Origin of the sequence: uncultured Sphaerotilus sp., assembly GCF_963924895.1 — a bacterium.
Taxonomy (GTDB): domain Bacteria; phylum Pseudomonadota; class Gammaproteobacteria; order Burkholderiales; family Burkholderiaceae_C; genus Sphaerotilus.
The window spans coordinates 47,063-71,784 of record NZ_CAWURG010000006.1; the positions used below are offsets into that span (position 1 = coordinate 47,063).

The following is a 24,722-nucleotide window of genomic DNA, read 5'->3' on the forward strand; positions in this document are numbered from 1 at the left end:
CGGGTAGACAGGGCTGGCAGATCCCTGGAGCATGGCGGAACTTCAGCCCGGCCGCGTCAGGTCTTCCATGTAGCCGAGCCAGCGCAGCGCCTGCTCGCGGCTGTCGCCGCACATGTCCTCGTCCGGCCGCAGACCACCGCAGACCGCGGGCCGTTCGGGCTGGCCGAAGATCTTGCAGCGCAAGTCCTCGTCGAGCTGGATGCAGGGCACACCCGCCGGCTTGCCATTCGGCATCCCGGGAATCGGGCTGGAAATCGAGGGCGCAATACAGCAGGCGGCGCAGCGGGGACGGCATTCCATGGTGGGCCGATCGTGCCACACTGGCCGACTCCCAGATCTGCCGCGGCCCGTCCGCTGTTCCACGTGAAACACCCCCAATACAACCCCGCCCTCGACAACCCGCCGCTGACCGAAGTGGAGATGGATGAACTCGACCAGCTGCTGCTGGCGGCCGCGTCGGACGAGTCGGTCATGGACATGGAAAGCCTCGACGGCTACCTCACCGCCCTGCTGCTGACGCCGACGCTGCCCGACGCCGACGTCTGGGTGCCCGGCCTGTGGAACAGCGACGACCCGGAAAGCTCGCCCTTCGCCAGCGGCAAGCAGACCAAGCGCGTCGTGCAGCTCGCGCTGCGCCACCTCGCCTCGATCGACCGCCAGCTCAAGGAAGGTCCGGACACGCTGGAGCCGCTGTTCGGCATCGCCGAGATCCCCGGCAGCGACGACGCTTCGGATGTGGTGGTGGACGCGGAGCTGTGGTGCATCGGTTTCCTGCACGCCGCCGCGCTGACCCCGGACCACTGGAACGCGATGTTCGACGATCCGGAACTGGCCGACCTGCTGGCGCCGATCATCCTGCTGGGTGGCGATCCGGACAGCATGACGCCGGAGCAGGTCGAGATGATCGCCTCGTCCGAAGCCCGCGATGCGCTGAGTCGCATGGTTCCCGAAGCGGTCTCCGCGCTGTACGCGCGCCGCGGCTGATCCGCGAACTTAAAATCGAGGTTTGTCCGCGCGCCCTGTGCGGACACCCCCGATCCTCACTCGGAGCGCCCGATGCTCTACCCCGAAACATTTGACGTCATCGTCGTCGGCGGCGGCCATGCCGGCACCGAAGCGGCCCTCGCCGCGGCCCGCATGGGCAGCCGCACGCTGCTGCTCACCCACAACATCGAGACCCTCGGCCAGATGAGCTGCAACCCGTCGATCGGCGGGATCGGCAAGGGCCACCTGGTCAAGGAAATCGATGCACTCGGCGGTGCGATGGCCGCAGCGACGGACGAATCGGGCATCCAGTTCCGCATCCTGAATTCGAGCAAGGGCCCGGCCGTGCGCGCCACGCGGGCCCAGGCCGACCGCATCCTCTACAAGGCCGCGGTCCGCCACCGCCTGGAGAACCAGCCGAACCTGTGGATCTTCCAGCAGGCCGTGGACGACCTGATGGTCGAAGGCGACCGCGTGGTCGGTGCCGTGACGCAGATCGGCATCCGCTTCCGCGCCGCGGCAGTGGTGCTGACGGCAGGCACCTTCCTCGACGGCAAGGTCCACGTCGGCCTGAACAACTACCCGGCCGGCCGCGCGGGCGATCCACCGGCGGTGAGCCTGTCGGCGCGGCTGAAGGAACTCAAGCTGCCGCAGGCGCGCCTGAAGACCGGCACGCCGCCGCGCATCGACGGCCGCTCGATCGACTTCTCGAAGTGCGTCGAGCAGCCCGGCGACCTCGACCCGGTGCCCGTGTTCAGCTTCCTCGGCCACGCCGCGCAGCACCCGCAGCAGGTGCCGTGCTGGATCACGCACACCAACCAGCAGACCCACGACATCCTGCGCACCGGCTTCGACCGCAGCCCGATGTTCACCGGCGTGATCGAAGGGGTCGGGCCGCGCTACTGCCCGTCGATCGAGGACAAGATCAACCGCTTCGCCGACAAGGACTCGCACCAGATCTTCCTCGAACCCGAGGGGCTGACGACGAACGAGTTTTACCCGAACGGCATCTCGACCTCCCTGCCCTTCGACATCCAGCTCGCCGCCGTGCGCACGATGGCCGGGCTGGAGAACGCCTACATCCTGCGCCCCGGCTACGCGATCGAGTACGACTACTTCGACCCGCGCGCGCTGAAGAACACCTTCGAGTCGAAGGCGATCGGCGGGCTGTACTTCGCCGGCCAGATCAACGGCACCACCGGCTACGAAGAAGCGGCCGCGCAAGGCCTCTACGCGGGCGCCAACGCTGCGCTGCAGGTCCAGGGCAAGGGCACCCTCACCTTCGGCCGCGACCAGGCCTATCTGGGCGTTCTGGTCGACGACCTGATCACCAAGGGCGTGACCGAGCCTTACCGCATGTTCACCAGCCGCGCCGAGTTCCGCCTGCAGCTGCGCGAGGACAACGCCGACATGCGCCTGACCGAACTCGGCCGCAACGTCGGACTGGTGGACGACGCGCGCTGGGACGCGTTCAACCGCAAGCGCGACGCGGTTTCACGTGAAACACAGCGGCTGAAGAGCACCTGGGTCCGGCCCGCCACGCTGCCGGCGGCGGACAGCGAGCGTCTGCTCGGCAAGGCGATCGAGCACGAGTACAACCTGACCGACCTGCTGCGCCGCCCCGGCATCACCTTCGACACGCTGGCCGAATTGCTGGTCATCGCCAACCCGGGCGCCGTGGTTTCACGTGGAACACTGCAGGCCGAACTGGGCGAGACGCTGGCCGATGCGGTGATCGAGCAGGTCGAGATCGCCACCAAGTACGCCGGCTACATCGACAAGCAGAACGACGAGGTGCAGCGCGCCAGCGCCTACGAGCACCTGAAGCTGCCGAAGGATCTGGACTATGCGCAGGTCACGGCGCTGTCGATCGAGGTGCGCCAGAAGCTCACGCGCCACCAGCCGGAAACGCTGGGACAGGCGTCGCGCATCTCGGGCGTGACGCCGGCGGCAATCTCGCTGCTGCTGGTGCACCTGAAGAAACACCGGATGCAGGGGTTCGCCCATGCGGCCTGAACTGATCGCCGGCGCCGCGGCCCTCGGTTGCCCCCTCGATGACGCACAGGCCGATCGCCTGCTCGGCTACCTCGACCTGCTGGCGCGCTGGAACAAGGTCTACAACCTGACCGCGCTGCGCGACCCGGCGCAGATGCTGACGCACCACCTGCTCGACAGCCTGGCGGTGATCGCGCCGATGCGGCGGCATCTGGAGGACGTGGGTTCCCGCGTTCGCGGGAATGACGGGAGGGGTACCGTGCTGGACGTCGGCAGCGGCGGCGGCCTGCCCGGTGTCGTCATCGCGGCCACGCAGCCGAACATCACCGTCACCTGCGTCGACACGGTGCAGAAGAAGGTCACCTTCGTCCGCCAGGTCGCCGCCGAGCTGCGCCTGCCCAATCTGCAGGCGCGCCACACCCGCGTCGAGGCGATCACCGACACGCAGTGGCCGCTGATCACCGCCCGCGCCTTCGCCTCGCTGCCGGACATCGTGACGCTCACGCGCCCGCTGCTGGCACCGGGCGGCGTGTGGATGGCGATGAAGGGCCAGCACCCGGCCGACGAGATCGCTGCGCTGCCGAGCGACATCGAGGTGTTTCACGTGGAACCGCTGCAGGTGCCGGGCCTCAACGCCGAGCGCTGCATCGTCTGGATGCGGGTGCGCTGACATGTTCGGCATCGCGGACTACGGCGCTTTCTGTGCCGCCATCGTCGTGTTCCTGGCGCTGCCGGGGCCGGGCACCTTCGCGCTGCTGGGCGCGACCTCCAAGGGCGGTTTCCGGGGCGGCGCGGCGGCCACACTCGGGTTGATCGTCGGCGACCAGATCCTGCTGTGGCTGGCGGTGGCCGGCGTGGCGGCGCTGCTGAACGCGCATCCGGCCTGGTTCGACGCGGTGCGCTGGGCAGGGGCCGCCTACCTCGGCTGGATCGGCCTGAAGCTGCTCATCGCCCGCGACGGCGAATCCGCCAGCCCGGTGCAGATCGCCCCGCACCACTACGCCCGGCAGGCGCTGCTCATCACCGTGCTGAACCCGAAGGCCATCGTGTTCTACATGGCCTTTTTCCCCTTCTTCATCGACCCGGCCACGCACCGCGGCATTCCCACCTTCCTGGCGATGGCCGTGACCATCGCGGTCATCACCGCGGTGTGGTGCCTGACGCTGTGCGCGTTTGCCGAAGCAATCGCCGCCAAGGTGCGTGCGCACCGGCGCGTCGGCATGGCCCTTCAGCGGTTCGCGGGGCTGTGCATGATCGGATTCGGCCTGCGCCTGATACGCTCCTGACCTCCCCTTCGACACGACCCACGGCCCGAGCGCCCGCACCCCACATGGCCAAGATCTTCTGCATCGCCAACCAGAAAGGCGGCGTCGGCAAGACGACCACCAGCGTCAACCTGGCCGCCGGACTGGCGCGCATCCAGCAGCGCGTGCTGCTGGTCGACCTGGACCCGCAAGGCAATGCCACGATGGGCTCCGGCTTGGACAAGCGCGCGCTGGAGCTGTCGGTCTACGACGTGCTGCTGGGTGCTGCGGGTGTGCGCGAGGCGCGGCAGACCGTGGAGAAGGTGGGCTACGACGTGCTCGGCGCCAACCGCGAGCTGGCCGGCGCCGAGGTGGAGCTGGTCAATCTGGAGCACCGCGACCGCCGCCTCAAGGCCGCCCTGGCCGAGGTGCAGGACGACTATGACTTCGTCCTGATCGATTGCCCGCCGTCCCTGAGCCTGCTCACGCTCAACGGCCTGACCTGCGCCCATGGCGTGATCGTGCCGATGCAGTGCGAGTACTTCGCGCTCGAAGGGCTGTCGGACCTGGTCAACTCGATCAAGCAGGTCCACGCCAACATGAACCGCGACCTGAGCATCATCGGCCTGCTGCGGGTGATGTTCGACCCGCGCATCACGCTGCAGCAGCAGGTCAGCGAGCAACTGCAGGCGCACTTCGGCGAGAAGGTGTTCCAGACCATCATCCCGCGCAATGTGCGGCTGGCGGAGGCACCGAGCTACGGCCTGCCCGGCGTGGTGTTCGACCCGAACGCCAAGGGCTCACTGGCCTTCGTCGCCTTCGCGCAGGAACTGGTCGATCGGGTCGGGGTGCAGATCCCCAAGCCGAAGCCGACGCGCAAGAAGCCGGCGGCCAAGGCCGCAGCCGGCGCATCGGCCGCGCCGTCCGCACCGTCTGCACTGCCTAATCAGGCCGCCGCGAAGCGCCAGACGCCGTCGGCCTGACGCACCCGCTGCAGGTCGCCGTCCAGCCACAGCGCGTGCAGGTGGGCGATGGCCTCGCCCATCGCGAAGGTGAGCTGGTGCAGGTCCAGCTCGCGCTTGAACAGCACCGGCAGGATCTCGAAGGCCGAATGCGGCCGCACCGCGCAGGCCGCCATCACGTCGGCGAGGCGGTCGGTGTGGTGGTCCTGCAGCTGCTGGATGCGGGGGTGCAGGCCGCGGAAGGGCTTGCCGTGCGAGGGCAGCACCAGCGTGTCGGCCGGCAGCCGGCGCATCCGCTCCACCGAGGCCAGGTAGAGCGGCAGCGGATCGGCCTCCGGCTCGATGTCGATGACGCTGATGTTGGTCGAGATGCGCGGCAGCACCATGTCGCCCGAGATCAGCACGCCGAGCGCCTCGCAGTGCAGGCTGATGTGCTCCGGCGCATGGCCGAAGCCGGCGTGGCAGGTCCAGACATGGCCGCCCATCGTCAGGCGCTGCCCTTCCATCATCCGGCGGAACTGCTGCGGCACCGCGGGCACCATGCTGGAATAGTAGTTGCCGCGCTGGCGCACCTTGTCGAGCGCCGCCGGATCGGTCACGCCGTGGCTGCCGAAGAAGGCCGCCGCCGCCTCACCGCCGAAGCCGGTGGTCGAGATCGACGCCATGCGCGCCGCGTTCCAGTCCGACAGGCTGATCCACAGCCGGCAGGGCCACTCGGGCGTGCTCCAGCGCTCGGTCAGCCAGCTCGCCAGGCCGATGTGGTCCGGGTGCATGTGGGTGACGAGCACGCGCAGCACCGGCAGGCCGTCCAGCTCCTCGGCGAAGATGCGTTCCCACGCGGCGCGGGTGGCGTCGTTGGCGATGCCGCAGTCGACGATGGTCCAGCCCTGGCGGCCCTCGACTTCGTCGCGCACCAGCCAGAGGTTGATGTGGTCCAGCGCGAAGGGCAGCCCCATGCGCAGCCAGCGCACGCCCGGCGCGATCTCCAGCGTGTGGCCGGCCGCGGGCAGCGTGTCGCCCAGCACATAGGTGAGTTCGTGTTCCTGCGGGTTCGCCATGTCTGCTCCAGAGGCCGGACTGGGTAGACTGGGGTCCGACCCAATGATTAACGTTTACGTCAACGTCAGTGTATCCATGACCACCCTCGACCGCTCGACCCCGGACGCCAGCGATGTCTCCCAGGTGACCTACACCATCACCGAGCTGGCGCAGGAGTTCGACATCACGCCGCGCGCGATCCGCTTCTACGAGGACATGGGCCTGCTGACCCCCGCGCGCGATGGCCGCAACCGCGTCTACACCCACCGCGACCGCACCCGGCTCAAGCTCACGCTGCGCGGCAAGCGGCTCGGCCTGAGCCTGCAGGAGATCAAGCAGCTGGTGGACATGTACGAGTCGCCCTCGGACACCACGCAGCAGCTCAACGCCTTCCTGGCGATCCTGCAGGCGCACCGCGACCAGCTTTCACAGCAGATGGAAGACATCCGCGTCACGCTCGAAGAGATCGAGCAGCACGAGGAGCGGGCGCGCAACCTGCTGGCAGAGACCGGGCGTTAGTCCGGGGTCGGCCTGGGCAGCGTCACTGGCGGCCGTGCCAGCGCGCTGCGCGGCCCTTCGTGGAGGCTGCCCATCGACCAGACCTGCAGCGCCACGTCTGCCTCGCCTTCGACAAACACCGACCCCAGCACGCTCGCCTCGCTGACGGGGTACACGCGGGTGGCCAGGGCGAGCCGGTCATTGGCGTAGACCTCCAGCACGCTGCCATTGAGCAGCACGCGCAGGTGCAGAGCCTCGCCCTCGTCGAGCACCAGCGTCCCGTGCAGATCCTGCCGACGCACCAGGGCATCGGTCGAGCTGCGCGCGCGCTCGATCGACAGGCGGCGGGCATCGGGCCAGAAGACGATGCGCGTCACCTCGCTGCCGTCGGGCGAGGCCAGCACCGTCAGGCCGAGCTTCTGGCTGTCATGGACCGAACGGATCGTGAACGTCGCCTCGATGTCGAGGTGGCGACCGGCAAACGTGGTCACGACGCCGTGCAGGGCACCGGTGGTGACCACCTCCACTGGCGCTTCGCGCAGCGCCGCCAGTTCGGCCACCGGGCGCAGGTTCAGCCGGCCTCGCGCATCGAGCGACAGCTCGCGCGGCACGGTCATCGCGCCCGCCCAGCCGTCGGCGTCGATGCGCGCCTGCTCGCGTTGTTCGTTCATCCAGGCCCACTGCAGCGTGCGGCCATCGGGGCCTCGCATCGTCAGGTGCGCAAAGGCACCAGCATCCAGGTCGAGCACCCCGTCCGACTCGGGCACGAAAACCTCGTTCTCGAAACGACCGACAAACCAGTGCGCGCCGAGGCCCAGCCAGATCGATACCGTCAACACCCATCGGTCGCCCAGCGGAAAGAAGTTCGGACACTCCCACATCCGCCCGAACGCCAGGTTCGGCGAGGTGAAGAGCGGGCCACGGTAGTCCCAGGCGACGCCGTCGTCGCTGCGGTAGAGCAGGCACTGGCCGTGCTCGTGGTGAAGCGACGCGCCGACGACCATGTACCAGCGGTCGTCGTGGCGAAACACGTAGGGGTCGCGGAAGTCCTGCACGCCAACCCCCGGGGGCGGCGTGGTGATGGTGCGGGCGGGCTGCAGTGTCCAGTGCTGCAGGTCATCGCTGGTGGCGGCGCACTGCACCTGGCGCTGCGCGGTGTAGCCGGTGTAGTACAGCGTCGGCTGGCCGGCGACCAGGGCGAAGCTGCCGGAGAAGCAGCCGCCCGCATCCGCGCCACCCGGCGTCGGCGCCAGCGCGATCGGCTCGTCGCGCCAGTGCACCAGGTCGGCGCTGCTCGCGTGGCCCCAGTGGATGTCGCCCCACTTCGCGGCGTTCGGGTTGTACTGGTAGTAGAGGTGGTAGCGGCCGGCGTGGAAGCACACGCCGTTGGGATCGTTGATCCAGTTCGTCGGTGCGGTGAAGTGAAAGCGCGGGCGGTGCAGGTCGGAGGTCATGTCGCGGTGTCGGAAAGCGCGGGCCGGTTGGTGCGGGCGTTGGAGGGGGCAGTCTGCCGGAGCCCGGTCGTGGTGTACACCGGTGGTGACGGTTGGGTCGGACAAACCCGCATTTCCTGGGAAAACAGCGGTTGCTATGATTGACGTTTACGTAAACGTCAATCACGCTCATCCATCACGAATGGCCATCCGATGACTGCTGCGTCCTCCTCCGACTTCCAGCCCGCCGACGCCGACTTTGCTGCCCGCGTGCGCGGCTCGTTTGCGCAGCAGGCGGCGATGGCGCTGATCGGCGCCGAGCTGGTCGAGGTCGGCCCGGGCCGCATCGTCATGACGCTGGCGCACAGTGCGCGCGTGACGCAGCAGCACGGCTTCATCCACGCCGGTATCGTCTCCACCGCGCTCGACTCGGCCTGCGGCTATGCGGCGGCCACGCTGATGCCGGCGGATGCGGGCGTGCTGACGATCGAGTTCAAGGTCAACCTGCTGGCCCCGGCGCGCGGGCCGCTGCTGCGCGTCGAAGGCCGGGTGACCAAGGCCGGCCGCACCATCAGCGTCGCCGACGGACAGGCCTGGCAGCCCCACCCCACCCGTCCCGGAGAAGACCAGCTCGTGGCCACGATCACCGCCACGCTGATGACCATCACCGGCCGCGACGACGTGCGCCACTGAGCGCTGCGCCGTCCCGCCAGGCCCGGCCCGGAGGCTCGAAACCTGCTTGTCAGCCCGCTGCCATCACTGCCAGTCAACAATCCGCGCATGAGCACCGAACTGAACGAACTCTTCGAGAGCAACCGCCGCTGGGCCGCCGAGGTCGAACAACGCGAGCCTGGTTTCTTTTCCCGTCTGATCCAGCAGCAGACGCCGCAGTACCTGTGGATCGGCTGCGCCGACAGCCGCGTGCCGGCCAACGAACTGGTCGATCTGCTGCCCGGCGAGCTGTTCGTCCACCGCAACATCGCCAACGTGATCGTGCCGAGCGATCTCAACGCGCTGTCGGTGATCCAGTACGCGGTGGATGCGCTGAAGGTACGCCACATCATCGTCGTGGGGCATTCCAACTGCGGCGGCGTCAAGGCGGCGCTGAACAACCTGCGCGTCGGTCTGGCCGACAACTGGCTGCGCCACATCCAGGATGTGCGCAACACGCACCGCGCCTTCCTCGACCGCGTGCCGGCCGCGCGGCGGGTCGATGCGCTGGTCGAGCTGAACGTGCTGGAGCAGGCACGCAATGTCTGCCGCACCACCATCGTCGAGGACGCCTGGCTGCGCGGGCAGGAGGTGATCATCCACGGCTGGGTCTACGGGCTGCACAACGGCCTGCTCGAAGACCTGCGCATCACGGTGGCGGGCATCGACGACATCGAGCCGGCCCATGCCCGCGCGGTGGAGGCGGTGCAGCGGCGCTACCTCGGCGGCGACGCCACGGCCTGAGCGGAGACCGGCGCGATGTTCCCCCAGCAGCTCACCGACACCCGCGCTTTCGACATCGCCCGTGCGCTGATCGAGGGGTTCAACCGCCACTACCGCCTCTTCCGCGACGCCAGCGCCCAGGCCCAGCGGCGTTTCGAGCAGGCCGACTGGCATGGCCAGCAGCGCGCCCAGCGCGAGCGCATCGAGTTCTACGACCTGCGGGTCCAGGAGGCCGTCGACCAGCTGCAGACCGAGTTCCAGGCTGGTGCGCTCGGCATGGATGTCTGGCAGCAGGTCAAGCTGCACTACATCGGCCTGCTGACCAACCACCACCAGCCCGAACTCGCCGAGACCTTCTTCAACTCGGTGACGACCCACATCCTGCACCGGGACTACTTCCACAACGACTTCATCTTCGTGCGCCCGGCGGTGTCCACCGAGTACATCGAGAACGACGAGCCCGAGGCCAAGCCGACCTTCCGCGCCTGGTACCCGACCCGCGCGACGCTGCGCGAGACGCTGGCGGCGGTCGTGCGCAGCTTCGATCTGCAAGGCCCGTGGGAGGACTTCGCACGCGACCTCGACGACGTGCATGCCGCGGCTGACGCGGCCATCGGCCAGGACCGGCTGCGCACCAACTTCCAGCTGCAGGTGCTGTCCTCGCTGTTCTTCCGCAACAAGGGCGCCTACGTCATCGGCAAGATCGTCAACGGCCACGTCGAGACGCCGTTCGCGCTGCCGATCCTGCACGCCGCGGACGGCGCGTTCTTCATTGATGCAGCGCTGTTCGGCGAGGACGACCTGCAGCGGCTGTTCAGCTTCGTGCGGGCCTACTTCCTGGTCGAGATGGAGGTGCCTTCGGCCTATGTGCAGTTCCTGCGCTCGATGATGCCGAGGAAGCCACGCAGCGAGATCTACAACGCGCTCGGCCTGCAGAAGCAGGGCAAGACGCTGTTCTTCCGCGACTTCCAGTTCCACCTACGCCACTCGACCGACCGTTTCCGCATCGCGCCTGGCATCAAGGGCATGGTGATGCTGGTGTTCGACCTGCCGAGCTACCCGTTTGTCTTCAAGCTCATCAAGGACTACTACCCGCCGCAGAAGGACACCAGCCGCGCCCTCATCAAGAGCAAGTACCTGCTCGTCAAGCAGCACGACCGCGTCGGGCGCATGGCCGACACGCTGGAGTTCAGCAACGTCGCCTTCCCGCGCGCGCGCTTCACCGACGCGCTGATCGCCGAGATCGAGAAGTTCGCGCCCAGCCTGCTGGAGATCTCCGACCGCGACGGCGACGGACAGCTGGAGGTCATCCTCAAGCACGTCTATATCGAGCGCCGGATGATCCCGCTGAACATCTACCTGCAGGACGCCACGCCCGCGCAGCTCGAACACGCCGTCATCGAGTACGGCAACGCCATCAAGGACCTGGTCGCGGCCAACATCTTCCCCGGCGACATGCTGTGGAAGAACTTCGGCGTGATGCGGCACAACAAGGTGGTCTTCTACGACTACGACGAGATCGAGTACGTCACCGACTGCAACTTCCGCCGCGTGCCCGAGCCGCGCAACGAAGAAGAAGAGATGAGCGGCGAGATCTGGTATTCGGTCGGCCCGAAGGACGTGTTCCCGGAAACGTTCGGGCCCTTCCTGCTGGGCAACCACGCGGTGCGCGCGGTGTTCATGCAGCACCACGGCGACCTGCTCGACGCCGCCTTCTGGCAAGGGCACAAGGACCGCATCCAGGCCGGCCATGTCCACGACGTCTTCCCCTACGAGCAGGACAAGCGTTTTTCCCACCAACGACCCCGACCACAACAGGAGCACTCCCATGTCTGATCCGATCGTCATCGTCTCGGCCGCCCGCACGCCCATCGGCGGCCTGCTCGGCGACTTCTCCAGCCTCGCCGCCTGGGAACTGGGCGGCGTGGCGATCCGCGCCGCAGTCGAGCGCGCCGGCATCCCCGGCGACACGGTGGACGAGGTGCTGATGGGCAACTGCCTGATGGCCGGCCAGGGTCAGGCGCCCGCGCGGCAGGCCGTGCTTGCCGCCGGGCTGCCGCAGTCGGCGGGCGCGGTGACGCTGTCGAAGATGTGCGGCTCGGGCATGCGCGCGATGATGTTCGGCCACGACATGCTCAAGGCCGAGAGCGCGGACGTGGTGGTGGCCGGCGGCATGGAGAGCATGACCAACGCGCCGCACCTGATGTTCGCGCGCAAGGGCGTGAAGTACGGCGCCACGCAGATGTTCGACCACATGGCCATCGACGGCCTGGAAGACGCCTACGAGCGCGGCAAGGCGATGGGCGTGTTCGCCGAATCCTGCGTCGAGAAGTACGGCTTCACCCGCGAAGCCCAGGACCACTTCGCCGTGGCCTCCACCGTGCGCGCCAAGCAGGCCAACGAGGACGGCAGCTTCGACTGGGAAATCGCCCCCGTGACGGCCAAGGCCCGCGGCGGCGACCAGGTGTTCAAGTTCGACGAACAGCCCTTCAAGGCCAAGCTCGACAAGATCGCCAGCCTCAAGCCCGCGTTCAAGAAGGACGGCACCATCACCGCCGCCAACGCCAGCAGCATCTCGGACGGTGCCGCGGCGCTGGTGCTGATGCGCGAATCGACCGCGAAGGCGCGCGGGCTGACCCCGGTGGCGCGCATCGTCAGCCACGCCGTGCATGCACAGGCCCCCGCGTGGTTCTCCACCGCCCCGGCCGGCGCGATCGAGAAGGCGCTGAAGAAGGCGGGCTGGCAGGCCGGCGAGGTCGATCTGTGGGAAGTCAACGAAGCCTTCGCCGCGGTGACGATGGCCGCGATGGTCGAGTTCAAGCTGCCGCACGAGATCGTCAACGTCCACGGCGGCGCCTGCGCGCTGGGCCACCCGATCGGGGCCTCGGGCGCGCGGATCGTGGTCACGCTGCTGGGCGCGCTGCGCAAGCGCGGGCTGAAGAAGGGCGTGGCGGCGCTGTGCATCGGCGGTGGCGAGGCGACGGCGCTGGCGGTCGAGATAGTGTGAGTCCGGCGCGATGAACTTCGGCCTGCATGACCTGCCCCTCTTCGCGCTGACAGTGCTGGTGCTCAACGCCACACCGGGCGTCGACCTGGTGTTCACCGTCAGCCGCACGCTGCAGCACGGTGTGCGCACCGGGCTGGCGGGGGCGGCGGGCATCAGCGCGGGCTGTGTCGTGCATGCGCTGGCGGCGGCGTTCGGGCTGGCGGCGTTGCTGGCGGTGTCCACGACGGCGTTCGCCGTGCTCAAGGGCCTCGGCGCGGCGTATCTGGTCTGGCTGGCGGTCGGGATGCTGCGCAGTGCGCTCGCAACGCCAGCGACCCGCACCGCCGACGTGGTCGCCGAGGCGCCGGTCCCGCACTGGCGGGTGTTCCGACAAGGACTGCTGACCAATGTGCTGAACCCGAAGGTCGCGCTGTTCTTCCTCGCGTTCCTGCCGCAGTTCATCAATGCCGACGCGCCGCACAAGACCCTCGCCTTCCTCGCGCTCGGCGGCTGGTTCGTGCTGCAGAGCGCGCTCTTCCTCGTTGCGCTCGTGCTGCTGACGGCCCGGTTGCGCCACCTGGGCCGTGGCTCGGCGACCTCCGGTCGCTGGCTCAACGGGCTGGGGGGCGTGCTCTTTCTCGGTTTGGCGGCCAGACTGGCCCGCACGGATCTGCCATGACAACTCAATCCCTTCCCTCCTCCGTCCTCGTCGTCGGCGCCTCGCGCGGCATCGGCCTGGAACTCGTCCGCCAGTACCGCGCCGAGGGCGTGCGCGTCACCGCCACGGCGCGGGACACCACAGGTTTGCAGGTGCTCACCTCGCTGGGAGCCCAGGCGCTGCGGATCGATGTCGCCAAGACAGCCAGCGTTTCGGGCCTTGCGTGGCAGATCGACGGCGAGGCCTTCGACCTCGTCGTGGTCAACGCCGGTGTCTACGGCCCGCGCCTGCGCACGCTCGACACCCCCGGCGACCTCGACTTCGACCAGGTCATGCACACCAATGTGCTCGGCCCGATGCGCGTGGTGCCGCAGTTGCTGGACGCGCTGGCGCCGGGCGCGCGGGTGGTGTTCCTGTCCTCGGTGATGGCCTCGATCGGCGGGCGCCAGCAGTCGACCGGCTGGCTCTACGCCGCGTCCAAGGCGGCGCTGAACTCGGTGATGAAGGACGTCTCGCTCGCGCTGGCCGACCGCGCCACCTGCATCGCCGTCCACCCCGGCTGGGTGCGCACCGCGATGGGCGGACCGCAGGGACAGCTCTCGGTCGAGGACAGCGTCACCTCGCTGCGCGCCACCTTCGCCCACCTCGGCCCGACCGACAACGGCAGTTTCCTGAACCACGACGGCACGCCGCTGCCCTGGTGAGCCCCCCACGATCCACCCACAACAAGACCCCGGAGACACACTCATGCTGCTCAGCGACGACCACCGCGCCATCCAGGACGCCATCCGCTCCTACGTCCAAGACCAGATCGCCCCGCACGCGGCGCGCTGGGACAAGGAGCACCACTTCCCCGCCGAACAGCTGAAGGGCCTGGCCGATCTGGGCTGCTACGGCGTGGCGGTGCCGACCGAGTACGACGGTGCGGGCCTCGACTACCTGGCGCTCGCCCTGATCCTCGAAGAGGTCGCGGCGGGCGACGGCGGCACCTCCACCGTCATCAGCGTCAACAACTGCCCCGTCTGCTCGATCCTGATGGGCTTCGCCAACGAGGCGCAGAAGCAGGAGTTCCTGAAACCGCTGGCGCGTGGCGAGATGCTCGGCGCGTTCTGCCTGACCGAGCCGCACGTCGGATCGGAAGCCGGCGGGCTGAAGACCACCGCCGTGCGCGACGGCGACGACTACGTGCTCAACGGCGTCAAGCAGTTCATCACCAGCGGCAAGCACGGCGACGTGGCGATCGTCATGGCCGTGACCGACAAGGCCGCCGGCAAGCGCGGCATCAGCGCCTTCCTCGTGCCGACGAACACGCCCGGCTACACGGTCGCGCGCCTCGAAGACAAGATGGGCCAGCACAGCTCAGACACCGCGCAGATCCTGTTCGAGCAATGCCGCATCCCGGCGCGTTACCGGCTCGGCGACGAAGGCCAGGGGCTGAAGATCGCGCTGGCCGGGCTGGAAGGCGGGCGCATCGGCATCGCGGCGCAGAGCCTGGGCATGGCGCGCGCGGCGTTCGAGGCGGCGCTGCGCTACAGCAAGGAGCGCGTGGCCTTCGGCGTGCCGATCTTCGAGCACCAGGCGGTGCAGTTCCGGCTGGCCGAGATGGCGATGCAGATCGAGGCCGCGCGGCAGTTGATCTGGCACGCCGCGTCGATGAAGGACGCTGGCATCCCCTGCCTGAAGGAAGCCGCGATGGCCAAGCTCTTCGCCAGCGAGATGGCCGAGAAGGTCTGCTCGATGGCGATCCAGACCTTCGGCGGCTATGGCTACGTCAGCGACTTCCCCGTGGAGCGGATCTACCGGGATGTGCGGGTGTGCCAGATCTATGAGGGGACGAGTGATGTGCAGAAGATTCTGATTGGGCGGGCGCTGGCGGCGGGATGATCACCAGAGCGTGGCCGTCTGGAACTCGGCAAACGCCGGGTCGCGTGTCACCAGCGGCATCGTCTCCAACTCGCTTTGCGCGGCCAGCATCCGGTCGAAGGGATCGCGGTGCATGGCCGTCAGGCTGCCTGCGCGCAAGGCATGGGCCGGCGAGATCGACAGCAGGTGGAAGCCGTCAGCCTCGACGAGCTGGAAGAACTGGTCGGTCATTGCGGGAATGCCTTCCAGCTTGCCGATGCGCTGCTTGGTGGAGATTTCCCAGACGCTGGCGGCGCTGACGTAGACCTCGTTACGCAGGTCGGCGATGGCAGCATGGGCCGGGCGGGACAACTGGGGATCGTCCATCCACCACCACAGCAGGGCGTGGGTGTCGAGCAACAGCCTCATGCGGCACGGCCTTCCCAGGCGTCCAGTTCCTCCGGTGGCAGCGGCTCGAAGAAGGCGTCGTCCAGCTTGCCTGCGAGCCGACCGGCACGACGCTGACCTTGCGGCGCAGCGGGCGGCATCAGGCGGGCATAGGGCTGGCCGTCCTTGGTCAGCACCACCTCCTGGCCGGCGTGGGCCTGCTCGACCCACCGTGCGAGGTCGTGTTCGGCGTCGTGGAAGCTGATGGTCACGGACATGGGGTGATTCTCCGCAGTGATGAAGGCGCTGAGGATGCGCGGTCAAACGGGTGGAACGAGTGTAGTCCGGTGAGGCCGGCAGGCGTCAAGCAGACCCCTTTTTGGTCTGGAGACGCTGCACCAACACCCTGGCCACCTCGGTGTCGATCCGCCAAGTCTGGTTGGTCGCATCCAGTGCTACCAACCGCTGCCCGATCGCCAGTGCTTCTTCGGCACATCGCAAAGCCTGTACATGATCGTTCAGCCGCTTATGAACGCCCGCGACTCGTGTCAAAGATCCCATGACATCACAGCGCCAGCCGGCGTTCCGCGGATCGGCTTCGGCTAGTCGTTTGATACCAGTTAGGGATTTCTGGTACCAAGCCAGTGCTTCGATCAATGAACCCTGTGCGACGTACACGTCACCGAGCTTTTCGTGGCTGACGCAGAGTCCATGCTGCCACTTCGCATTCATCGCATCGGACCGGGCCAGTCGCTCACTGATATCCAAGTCAGCCCAGCACGCCTGCAGCGCCCCGGTCCAATCACCCTGCGCCTGCAGCACATAGCCGATCATGGTGTGGCTGCCGCTGAGATGGTACTGCCAGTCCGCGTTCGTCGCATCGGCCCGCGCCAGTCGCTCACTGATCGTCAGCCCATGCTGATACGCCTGCAGCGCCCCAGTCAGATCGCCCTGCGCCTGCAGCACCTCCCCCACCCTCTCATGACAGACGCTGAAGTCAAGCTGCCAGCCCGTGTTCGTCGCATCGACCTGCGCCAGTCGCTCACTGATCTCCAGACCGTTCCGATATGCCTGCAGCGCCCCAGCCAGATCGCCCTGCGCTTGCAGCACATTGCCGACTTTGTTGTAGCTGACGCAGAGGTCGCGTTGCCAGTCTGCGTTCGTCGCATCGGCCCGCGCCAGTCGTTCACTGATCTCCAAACAATCCCGATACACCTGTAGCGCCCCGGTCAGATCGCCCTGCGCCCGCAGCACATTGCCCACCTTCTCGTGGCTGACGCTGAGGTCGCGCTGCCAGCCCGCGTTCGTCGCATCGGTACGCGCCAGTCGTTCACTGATCGTCAGCGCATCCTGGTATGCGTGCAGGGCCCCAGCCAGATCGCCCTGCACCTGCAGCACATCGCCCACATTGCTGTGGCTGACGCTGAGGTCGTGCTGCCAGTCCAAGTTCATCGCATCGGCCCGCGCCAGTCGCTCACTGACCGCCAGCCCATCCCGGTACGCCTGCAGCGCCCCGGCTAAATCGCCCTGCAAGCCCAGCACATTGCCCAACCGGCTGAGGATCGCCCCTCGCTCCCGCTGCATCGACGTGCGCTGAGCGACAGCGGGCAGCAGTTGGGCGAACCAGGCATCAACGCTGGTCAGCGCGCGGTGTGTCAGCGTGGAATGCCCCAACTCCTCCAAGCGATTGGGTACGTCGTACAGCAAGACTTTGCTGACTGTCCTGACCAAGCTCCCCTGCGGATCTGCCAGCAACACCGCCTGCGCGTGCACCAACAGTCGCCCCACCTGCGCTTCGTCCACCGCACACGGCCGCGCCGAACTCCCCACCGCCGCCGGCAGCGCCCCATGCAGCCAATCCGCCAGCCGCTGCTGCGCCCCCTCCTCCGGCGCCGCGATAGCCTCGCGGGCATACCCATGCGCCAGCACATGGCAGAACGCCCAATGCGCCGACAGCGACGCCTCCCGCCGCATCAGCCCCTGCTGCACCAGCCGCTTGAGCGCCTCGCGGGCGCTATCGCCCATCCCCGCCTCCACCAGCGCCAGCGGAACCGGCGCTGCCCCGAGCCGGGCGCACAGGCCGAGCGCCTGCCGGGCCGGGTCGTCCAGCGACCGCGCGCTGTGGTCGAACAGCCAGCGCAGCGTGTGCCCCGCGTTCACCGGATCGCTCAGCGACGGCAGCGCGCCGCGTTCCCAGTCGCCGATCAGCAGCGCCGGGTCGTCGTCGTCGCGGGCAAGCAGGTTGCCGGCCCAGTGCAGCGCCAACGGATGGCCTTGCAGCAGCCTCAGCACGCGCTGGCGCAGGTCCGGTGCCAGCGTGTCGCGGGTCAGCTCGTCGAGCAGGTCGGCGGCGTCTTCCGGCGCCAGCGCCTGGGCGAGCGAGACGGTCTGCGCGGGCAGCACCTGCGCGCTGGAGCGGGTGAGGACGAGCGTGCGGTTCTCGGGCGAGAGCACGGACAGCAGCGTCGGCAGATCGGCGCGGGGCGTCTGGCCATCCGCCACTTCCGCGCCTTCGATGACGACCAGCACGCGCTGCCTCCGGCAGGCTTCGGCGGCGCGCTGCTCGGACTTGGCGCGCTGCAGGAACGCCTCGCCGTGCAGCCGTGACGCGAGCCGGTCCCACACCATCTCGGGCTGCGCCTGCAGCGCATACAGGTCGAGGAAGACCACGCCGTCCGGAAACGGGCTGTCCGCCAACCGCTCGCCGCGCAGCCCGAGCAGATCGGCCAGCACCACCGCCGCCACCGCCGTCTTGCCCATGCCGGCCGCGCCGACGACGGCGGCGGACTGGCCACGGCGCAGGCGGTCGAGCAGATCAGCGCGCTGGGCGGGGCGGCCGAAGTAGTTGTTGGCGGCAGGCGGCAGCTCGAACGGGATGCGGCGGGCGTCCGGCGCGGGCGGGGGCGCGGCGGGCCGGTTCCGGGCGGCCAGCGCCTGCAGCACCAACGACGCAAGATCCGCTGGAGAGCTGAACGTCCGAATACCGCGGTCCGTGTTGACCCGCTGCCGAAAGGCGTTCAGCCGACCCAGCGCCGGCTCGGTCTTGTCCGTCATCTTGGGCGGCCACGGCTCGTCCTCATCGACGCAGAACACCAGCCGCGGCTTGTTGAGCCGCACCGCCTCGTCGTGCTCCAGCTCGGTGATCGACCGGCCGTGCGGGTTGTTCTCCGCCGGCACGTAGCCATACCGATGCGCGACCAGCAGCACGTACACGTCACACGCCGCCACGTCCGCGAGGCACTTGTCCACCGGCCGCTCATCGAACGCCGGGTACTTCTCCATGCACTCCACGTCGTACTGCGCCCGCTCCAGCGCGGTTTTCAGCGCGGCGCGGTGGCGCTCCAGATCGACAAAGGTGGACGAGACGTAAACCGTCTCCTTGCTGCGGCCGGCCATGCGGTGCTCCCCCGGTTGGCGCGTTGTGGTGGTGTGAGGCGTCAGTATGCCGGCCACCGAAACGCACCGATCACCCTCTCCTTCAGCGCAGGAAGTTCAGCCCTCGCAAGGCACCCTTGAGTTCAAGCTCCAGCGTCAGAAACGACTCCAGCAGCCGCAACCGCTCCAGGCTGATCTGCTCGCCCAGCGCGCCGAGATAGTCCGAGACCCCACGGCGGCGGCGCGCACCCGTGGGCGCTGTCGCGGCAAATGCCATCGCCAGACACTGCTTCGGATCGTTGACCGCCTCCGCGCGGTGAGCCGGCTGTGGCAGACCGAGTGCGCGATCGTCCAGGCTGGTGCCGAACACCTGGCGCAGCGCGTCCCCATCGACCAGGGCCCAGGCCTCGGTCTCCCGGATCGGCACCACGGCAACGCCCCGTCCGTCCGCGCCGAATGTGGCCTGCAAGGTATCCAGCGCGGGATCGATCTGCTGACCGCGGGCGCGCAACGGATCACCAGCGCCATCGGCATGCACGAACAGCACCGACCATTGCCCCAGCGCGCTGAGGGCCGCCTCGCGAATGCGCACTTCACGCGGCTCCTGCTCGCTCGGGGGCGGATGGTCCAGGCCAAGCACCGCCGTGACCTCGACCAATCCGCTCGCCTCGCGCAAACAGATGTCCACGCACAGCCGTTCCAGCAAGGGCTGCAGAAAGTAATAGTCGGTGCGGCCTTCGGCGTAGAGCGCCAGTCCCAGGTAACGCATGGCTCAACCCTCGGCGCGCACGGCGTCCAGCACCTGCCGGACCTCCAGATCCGACACCACGGCGCCCCGCTCCATCGCCTCCGATGCGAACAGTCCGTCCAGTTGCCGAATCGGCCGCAGCCGGGTGCGGCGCCGCGTCTGCCCCTGCGCGGGGTCCGTCACCGACGAGGTATCGGCAAACAGGATGGCGCCGCCCTCATCCACCGGATGTCCCGCACTGTCGAGCAAGGCCGCCAGCACGACAGGCGAGTGGCTGTTGAGCAGCAACTGGCTCAGGGGCGGCACCACGCCCGCGTCCATGCCGTCCCGCGGGCGGCTCACCATGTCCTGCAGACGCTGCACCAGCGTCTTGACCCGACCGGGATGGACCCCGTTCTCGGGCTCCTCGAAACAGACCAATCCACGGTGCTTCGGATCATGCAGCAGCGTCAGCAATGCCAGCACCCGCAGCGTGCCGTCGGAGATCACGCGCGAGGTGAACGGCAGTCCGTCGCGCATGGTCAACTCGATCCGGTACTCGCGGCTGGCGTCGTGCAGGGACGCATCCAGCTTCGTGACGCCAGGGATCAGGTGGTTCAGCTCGGCCGCGATGTCGCTGAGCACGCCCTGCGGACGCAGATCGGTGGCCGTTTCTGCCTTCATGCGCGCCAGCACCGCCGCCAGATTCGAGCCATCGGCCGTCAGCGTGTCTGCAGCGGTCACAGGCGCCGGACGACGCAGCAGCGCGGGATCCAACTGGAGCAGCCGCCAGTGGCGCATCTCTTCGCGCAGCGCGAACAGGTGCGGGAATTCGGCGTTCGTGATGCTGTAGAGCACGGTCGCCTCCGCCGCACTGGCGGGGCGCAGGCGGCCTTGGGTCCCGTCCTGGTGGATGTTGAACTCGCTGCCCTTGCCGTCTGCCTTGGCGTCGGTGGTCAGCCAGGGCTTCTGGCGCTTGTACTTCAGGTACTGCGTGCGAAAGGCACTGGATGGCCGCATCGCCACGACCCATGAATCGTCTTTGGCGAAGATGGGTTGGACCGCTTCATGCGCCACCTGGATCCGCTCGACACCCGGCCGGATCTCGCGGCGCTCCAGCGTGACCTCGTAGCGCATCCGGGTGTGTGTCAGCTTGACCTCGCTGCCCCAGGGATCACGTCCGACCGGATCCACCAGCACCTCCACCGCCAGCGTCATGCGCTTCTCGCGCCCGGCAGGTGTCAGGCGAAACAGTTCCAGCGGCTCTCCGCGCAGCGCCTTGACTGCCTCCGCCACATCGTGGGTGGCCAGCGCCGACAGCAGTTGAATCGCGTCGAACAGGTTGCTCTTGCCGGCCGCGTTGTTGCCGACGATGGCCGTGAACGGCGCGAGGTCGATCGCCAGTCCCTCGAAGGACTTGAATCCATCGATTTCAAGGCGGGTCAGCATGTCGGAATCTCCTTGGACAGATCGGTCCGGCGCATTGTGCCCGTCCGTCTACCCCCTCGAAACGTCCCCAAGGTGAACGATGCCCCGCCCCGGCACCCGGCCTACGATCCGCCCGACCCGCCTCGCAGACCGTCGGGTCCACGCTTCACCCCACCCCGCCGGAGCATCGCCATGACCGCATCCCGCACCACCCTGGGCCTCCCCCTCAGCCCAGGCAACCAGCAACTCCTCGCCCTCAACGACCTGCGCCGCGCCACCCTGCGCAGCGACATCGCCGTGTTCTATCCCTGGTGGCGCCGCTGCACGGTCAACGTGCTGCTGGTCACCGACGGCAACCTGAACTTCGGGGAGGGCGATTTCGGACTGTCCACGCTGATCCGCACGCTGCTCGACGAGGCGCCGCTGCGGGTGCGTTTCCGCCTCACGCTGGCGCATCTGCGCTCGTCCGTCACGTCGGGCGACATGCTGGCCGGAGAGACGCGCATCGCCGCACGCCTGACCGATTTCCGCTTCGATGAGCCGACGCACTTCAAGAGCGACCAGTTCGACGAGGTGTGGATGTTCGGCATCGAGACCAGCTTCAACCAGGCGGCCTACGCCACCCGCCGCGCCAACCCGACCCGCTACCCCGCCGGCAGCCTCGGCACCGACGAACTCAAGGCCCTGAGCGCCCACATGAACCGCGGCGGCGGCGTCTTCGCCACCGGAGACCACGGCAGCCTCGGCCGGGCGATGTGCGGTGGCATCACGCGGGTGCGCAGCATGCGCTGGTGGGAAAGCCACCCCTCCACCAGCACGGCCACCGACGAAGTGAGCATGACCGGCCCGCGCCGCAACGACACCAACCGCCGCGGCCACGACGCCGGCTGGCAGTTCAGCGACCAGAGCGACGACGTGCCGCAGGTGATCGACCTGAAGCTCTACAGCACCCCGATCAACCTCCTGAGCAATGCCCGTTACCCGCACCCGCTGCTGTGCGGACGCACCGGCCGCATCGACGTGCTGCCCGACCATCCGCACGAAGGCGAGTGCCGGCAACCCGACAGCCTGACTGGCGTCTACGCCCCCGACGGCAGCCCCGAATACCCCTTCGCCACCGGCAGCACCACGGTGCGTGTCGAGCCCGAGGTCATCGCCTGGGCCAACGTGCCGTCGGGCAACAGCGGCAGCTTCGGAGCGACCTTCAAGCAGGCCACGGTCGCCCACAGCTTCCCCGTCATCAGCGCCTACGACGGCCACCGCGCCGGGGTCGGCCGGGTGGTGTGCGATTCGACCTGGCACCACTTCGTCAATGTCAACCTGATCGGCGTGCTCGAAGGCGGGATCTTCGACGAGTTCGACACCCATGTCGGCGAACACGGCTCCAAGCACGACGGTTTCCTCAGCTCGGTGGCCGGTGGCGCGGTGCTCGACCGCATCCGCAACTACTTCACCAACATCGGCGTCTGGACCGCGCCGCCGGCCCGCCACACCTGCTTCCACCGCGGCTACTGGTGGGATCTGGTGTTCAACGACCGGATCATGGAAGCGGCCCTCACCGACCCACAGATCCCGCTGGAGCGCATCCCGGTGGACACGCTCTGGAGCATCGGCGTCCATGCGCGCGATGTGTTCGCCGGCCGCGCCAGCCAGTGCCAGAGCCGGCAGTGGCTGATCGACTGGCTGATCCCGGTGATGCCGGAGCTGCGGCCCTGGATCGACCCCTGGGATCCGGCATTCGATCCGGTGAAGACCCCGCGCACGCTGCCGATGATCGACCCGATGCCGCTGGCGGATGTGGCACTCGGCGCCGCGCTGGTCGCCCTGCGCCAGGCCATGCCCTACCCGCCCGAGAAACTGACCGAAGCCCACGACAAGGAGGCCGGCGAGGTCATCGGCAAAGCCGTGCGTCTGGGGCTGAAGGTGGCACTGGCCGACTACCAGACGCAGTCCAAGGCCTTGGCCAAAGCACTGCGGGTGGTGTGAGGCCTCAGGGCAGCCGATTCCCCTTGTCATCCGTCCTGAAACTCTGCGACTGGAACGCAAAGAAGAACGCCCGCCACGTCCACGCCGCGCCTGCCTTGCCGGGATAACCGAACACCAGCGCGCCGTCCTGCCAGGTACCGTTGTCGGCGATGTAGGGCGCGCCGTTGCCCTGGTTCATGTGGATGTCGTGGATGCCGTTGCCGGGCTTGAACTTGAAGTACTGGTCGGCCCTGGTCTTCTCCGGGCCCCACTTGGCACCGAAGGCGAAGACCTGCGCGCCGGGCGTGGCCATCGCCTTGAGCGCGGCGGCTTCGACCTTGTCCTTCAGGTCGTTGTCGACCCCAGGCGCGTCCGGCGGCACCGGCTTCATCGACGCCGTCTTGAACAGGCCGCTGCGCACGTAGTCGATCGCCAGACCGCCCTTCGCGTGGGGCAGCTTGCGGTAGCCGGCCGGCAGCGCCAGCAGCGCCGCGGTGAAGGCTGCGGGCAGCTTGGTCACGGTCTGGAACAGCACGGTGGACGGCGACTTGGGGGCCGAGGACTTGACGTTGACCGCAATGCGGTCCATCTCGCCGCCCGCATCGACGAGCAGCTGGTAATGGTCATCGTCTGCATTGCGCAGGTGACCGAGCACGGTGCCCTTGAGGACGCCATAGGTGGACAGCGGCATGAAAAACTCCCGTTGAAAAACGCAGGCACGCATACTGCATGAAAAGCCCGTTCTTCACCTTCAGGTAGACCCATGATCCGCATCGAACTGCAAGTCGAGCTGAACTACGACATCGATGCCAATGGCGCCGATTTCGTCTTCAACATCCACGCCGCCCAGACCGCGTGCCAGAAGGTCTCCGCCGAGAATCTGGTCCTGAGCCAGCCGGTCGTGCCGCACATCCACACCGACGCAGCCACCGGCACCCGCTACATGCGCGTGCGCGCCCTGCCCGGCCCGCTCAAGCTGTCCTACGCGGCCACGCTCGACATCACCCACCACTTCGCCGAGCCGGCCCACCTCGCCGAGGTGCCGGTCTACCGGCTGCCGCCCGAGGTCATCGGCTACATCTACCCGAGCCGCTATTGCCAGTCCGACCGCCTGCTGCGCCTCGCCGCGCACGAATTTGGTGCACTGTGGCAAGGACACGGGCGCGTGCAGGCCATCGTGGACTGGGTGCGCAGCCGGGTGAGCTTCACGTCCAACGTCTCCAACTCGACCACCTCGGCGCTGGACACGCTGATCGAGCGCGTCGGCGTGTGCCGCGACTTCGCGCACCTGATGATCGCGCTGTGCCGCGCGCTGAACATCCCGGCCCGCTTCGCCACCGGCACCGACTTCGGCGCCGACCCCGCGCTCGGCCCGCCCGATTTCCACGCCTACGTCGAGGTCTACCTCGGCGACCGCTGGTACATCTTCGACCCGTCCGGCACGGCGATCCCGATGGCCTTCGTGCGCTTCGGCACCGGGCGCGATGCGGCGGACGTGGCCTTCGCGACCATCTTCGGTGGTGTGCGCTCGCAGGCGCCGTTCATCATGACCCGGGCCATCGAGGATCCCTCGCAGGGTCTGCTGCGGCCGGTGCGCTGCCGGGAAGCGCTGTCCACCGATGCCGGCACCCCGCCGACACCGATGCCCGTCGCCTTGCCCACGCCGGGACTGCCGCTGAAATAGTTTTTTCTGGCGGACTGCATCTGTGCGACCAGTCGCCCCGTAGTGAAGGAGTACCCGGCGCCGCCGGCCTCCCTTCCCTCCA

Annotated in this window: 24 protein-coding genes; 15 read left to right on the forward strand and 9 right to left on the reverse strand. The window is 68.2% G+C overall.

The window, feature by feature from the left end:
- Positions 1 to 42 precede the first annotated feature (42 nt).
- Positions 43 to 300 (reverse strand): YkgJ family cysteine cluster protein, encoded by a 258-nt coding sequence (locus tag AABN02_RS02665; RefSeq protein ID WP_338413370.1) that lies wholly within the window; start codon positions 298 to 300, stop codon positions 43 to 45.
- 63 nt (positions 301 to 363) lie between these two features.
- Here AABN02_RS02665 and AABN02_RS02670 point away from each other — a divergent pair, with 63 nt between their 5' ends.
- From AABN02_RS02670 to AABN02_RS02690, 5 genes are all read left to right on the forward strand, one after another.
- Positions 364 to 984: a UPF0149 family protein gene (locus tag AABN02_RS02670; RefSeq protein ID WP_338413371.1), complete on the forward strand. Its 621-nt coding sequence runs from the start codon at positions 364 to 366 to the stop codon at positions 982 to 984.
- 72 nt (positions 985 to 1,056) lie between these two features.
- Positions 1,057 to 3,000, forward strand: coding sequence for a tRNA uridine-5-carboxymethylaminomethyl(34) synthesis enzyme MnmG (mnmG, locus tag AABN02_RS02675; RefSeq protein WP_338413372.1), 1,944 nt, complete (start codon positions 1,057 to 1,059; stop codon positions 2,998 to 3,000).
- A complete protein-coding gene (gene rsmG, locus AABN02_RS02680; RefSeq protein WP_338413373.1) occupies positions 2,990 to 3,649 on the forward strand; it encodes a 16S rRNA (guanine(527)-N(7))-methyltransferase RsmG in 660 nt (219 codons plus the stop codon). Before mnmG ends, rsmG begins: the two co-directional genes overlap by 11 nt.
- Position 3,650: 1 nt before the next feature.
- The gene (locus AABN02_RS02685) at positions 3,651 to 4,265 is read left to right on the forward strand and encodes a LysE family transporter (RefSeq protein ID WP_338413374.1); all 615 of its coding nucleotides are present in this window, start codon (positions 3,651 to 3,653) and stop codon (positions 4,263 to 4,265) included.
- Between the two features lie 44 nt (positions 4,266 to 4,309).
- Positions 4,310 to 5,206: a ParA family protein gene (locus AABN02_RS02690; RefSeq protein ID WP_338413375.1), complete on the forward strand. Its 897-nt coding sequence runs from the start codon at positions 4,310 to 4,312 to the stop codon at positions 5,204 to 5,206.
- On the opposite strand, the gene AABN02_RS02695 is transcribed toward AABN02_RS02690, so the two are convergent.
- On the reverse strand, positions 5,170 to 6,243 hold the full coding sequence (locus AABN02_RS02695) for an MBL fold metallo-hydrolase (protein WP_338413376.1): 1,074 nt from the start codon (positions 6,241 to 6,243) through the stop codon (positions 5,170 to 5,172). The genes AABN02_RS02690 and AABN02_RS02695 overlap by 37 nt on opposite strands.
- Positions 6,244 to 6,319: 76 nt before the next feature.
- Here AABN02_RS02695 and AABN02_RS02700 point away from each other — a divergent pair, with 76 nt between their 5' ends.
- On the forward strand, positions 6,320 to 6,742 hold the full coding sequence (locus tag AABN02_RS02700) for a MerR family DNA-binding transcriptional regulator (protein ID WP_338413377.1): 423 nt from the start codon (positions 6,320 to 6,322) through the stop codon (positions 6,740 to 6,742).
- Here AABN02_RS02700 and AABN02_RS02705 read toward each other — a convergent pair.
- Positions 6,739 to 8,175 carry a glycoside hydrolase family 32 protein gene (locus tag AABN02_RS02705; RefSeq protein ID WP_338413378.1) on the reverse strand — a complete coding sequence of 479 codons (1,437 nt, stop codon included), beginning with the start codon at positions 8,173 to 8,175 and terminating at the stop codon, positions 6,739 to 6,741. The genes AABN02_RS02700 and AABN02_RS02705 overlap by 4 nt on opposite strands.
- A gap of 192 nt (positions 8,176 to 8,367) precedes the next feature.
- Between AABN02_RS02705 and AABN02_RS02710 the strand changes: the two genes are divergently transcribed.
- The 7 genes from AABN02_RS02710 (at position 8,368) to AABN02_RS02740 (ending at position 15,116) form a co-directional block, all read left to right on the forward strand.
- Positions 8,368 to 8,847, forward strand: a complete 480-nt coding sequence (locus AABN02_RS02710) for a PaaI family thioesterase (protein WP_338413379.1) — start codon at positions 8,368 to 8,370, stop codon at positions 8,845 to 8,847.
- An 87-nt stretch (positions 8,848 to 8,934) separates the two neighbouring features.
- Positions 8,935 to 9,609: a carbonate dehydratase gene (gene can, locus AABN02_RS02715; RefSeq protein WP_338413380.1), complete on the forward strand. Its 675-nt coding sequence runs from the start codon at positions 8,935 to 8,937 to the stop codon at positions 9,607 to 9,609.
- 15 nt (positions 9,610 to 9,624) lie between these two features.
- A complete protein-coding gene (gene aceK / locus AABN02_RS02720; protein WP_338413381.1) occupies positions 9,625 to 11,424 on the forward strand; it encodes a bifunctional isocitrate dehydrogenase kinase/phosphatase in 1,800 nt (599 codons plus the stop codon).
- On the forward strand, positions 11,417 to 12,595 hold the full coding sequence (locus tag AABN02_RS02725) for an acetyl-CoA C-acyltransferase (RefSeq protein WP_338413382.1): 1,179 nt from the start codon (positions 11,417 to 11,419) through the stop codon (positions 12,593 to 12,595). Before aceK ends, AABN02_RS02725 begins: the two co-directional genes overlap by 8 nt.
- Positions 12,596 to 12,605: 10 nt before the next feature.
- Positions 12,606 to 13,253, forward strand: a complete 648-nt coding sequence (locus AABN02_RS02730) for a LysE family translocator (protein WP_338413383.1) — start codon at positions 12,606 to 12,608, stop codon at positions 13,251 to 13,253.
- Positions 13,250 to 13,936: an SDR family oxidoreductase gene (locus tag AABN02_RS02735; protein ID WP_338413384.1), complete on the forward strand. Its 687-nt coding sequence runs from the start codon at positions 13,250 to 13,252 to the stop codon at positions 13,934 to 13,936. The genes AABN02_RS02730 and AABN02_RS02735 overlap by 4 nt, the downstream gene beginning before the upstream one ends.
- Positions 13,937 to 13,979: 43 nt before the next feature.
- The gene (locus tag AABN02_RS02740) at positions 13,980 to 15,116 is read left to right on the forward strand and encodes an acyl-CoA dehydrogenase family protein (protein ID WP_338413385.1); all 1,137 of its coding nucleotides are present in this window, start codon (positions 13,980 to 13,982) and stop codon (positions 15,114 to 15,116) included.
- On the opposite strand, the gene AABN02_RS02745 is transcribed toward AABN02_RS02740, so the two are convergent.
- From AABN02_RS02745 to AABN02_RS02765, 5 genes are all read right to left on the reverse strand, one after another.
- A complete protein-coding gene (locus tag AABN02_RS02745) occupies positions 15,117 to 15,503 on the reverse strand; it encodes a type II toxin-antitoxin system VapC family toxin (protein WP_338413386.1) in 387 nt (128 codons plus the stop codon).
- On the reverse strand, positions 15,500 to 15,739 hold the full coding sequence (locus tag AABN02_RS02750) for a type II toxin-antitoxin system Phd/YefM family antitoxin (protein ID WP_338413387.1): 240 nt from the start codon (positions 15,737 to 15,739) through the stop codon (positions 15,500 to 15,502). Before AABN02_RS02750 ends, AABN02_RS02745 begins: the two co-directional genes overlap by 4 nt.
- A gap of 85 nt (positions 15,740 to 15,824) precedes the next feature.
- Complete coding sequence (locus AABN02_RS02755) at positions 15,825 to 18,857, reverse strand: tetratricopeptide repeat protein (protein WP_338413388.1); 3,033 nt, start codon at positions 18,855 to 18,857, stop codon at positions 15,825 to 15,827.
- 82 nt (positions 18,858 to 18,939) lie between these two features.
- Entirely contained in the window at positions 18,940 to 19,605 is a 666-nt protein-coding gene (locus AABN02_RS02760) for a hypothetical protein (RefSeq protein WP_338413389.1), read from the reverse strand.
- A 3-nt stretch (positions 19,606 to 19,608) separates the two neighbouring features.
- Positions 19,609 to 21,012 (reverse strand): AAA family ATPase, encoded by a 1,404-nt coding sequence (locus AABN02_RS02765; RefSeq protein ID WP_338413390.1) that lies wholly within the window; start codon positions 21,010 to 21,012, stop codon positions 19,609 to 19,611.
- 171 nt (positions 21,013 to 21,183) lie between these two features.
- On the opposite strand from AABN02_RS02765, the gene AABN02_RS02770 reads away from it, so the two are divergent.
- Positions 21,184 to 22,977 (forward strand): hypothetical protein, encoded by a 1,794-nt coding sequence (locus AABN02_RS02770; protein ID WP_338413391.1) that lies wholly within the window; start codon positions 21,184 to 21,186, stop codon positions 22,975 to 22,977.
- A gap of 4 nt (positions 22,978 to 22,981) precedes the next feature.
- Here AABN02_RS02770 and AABN02_RS02775 read toward each other — a convergent pair whose 3' ends face one another.
- A complete protein-coding gene (locus tag AABN02_RS02775) occupies positions 22,982 to 23,647 on the reverse strand; it encodes a DUF2278 family protein (RefSeq protein ID WP_338413392.1) in 666 nt (221 codons plus the stop codon).
- 72 nt (positions 23,648 to 23,719) lie between these two features.
- Between AABN02_RS02775 and AABN02_RS02780 the strand changes: the two genes are divergently transcribed.
- Positions 23,720 to 24,640 carry a transglutaminase family protein gene (locus AABN02_RS02780; protein WP_338413393.1) on the forward strand — a complete coding sequence of 307 codons (921 nt, stop codon included), beginning with the start codon at positions 23,720 to 23,722 and terminating at the stop codon, positions 24,638 to 24,640.
- The last annotated feature ends 82 nt before the right edge of the window (positions 24,641 to 24,722 follow it).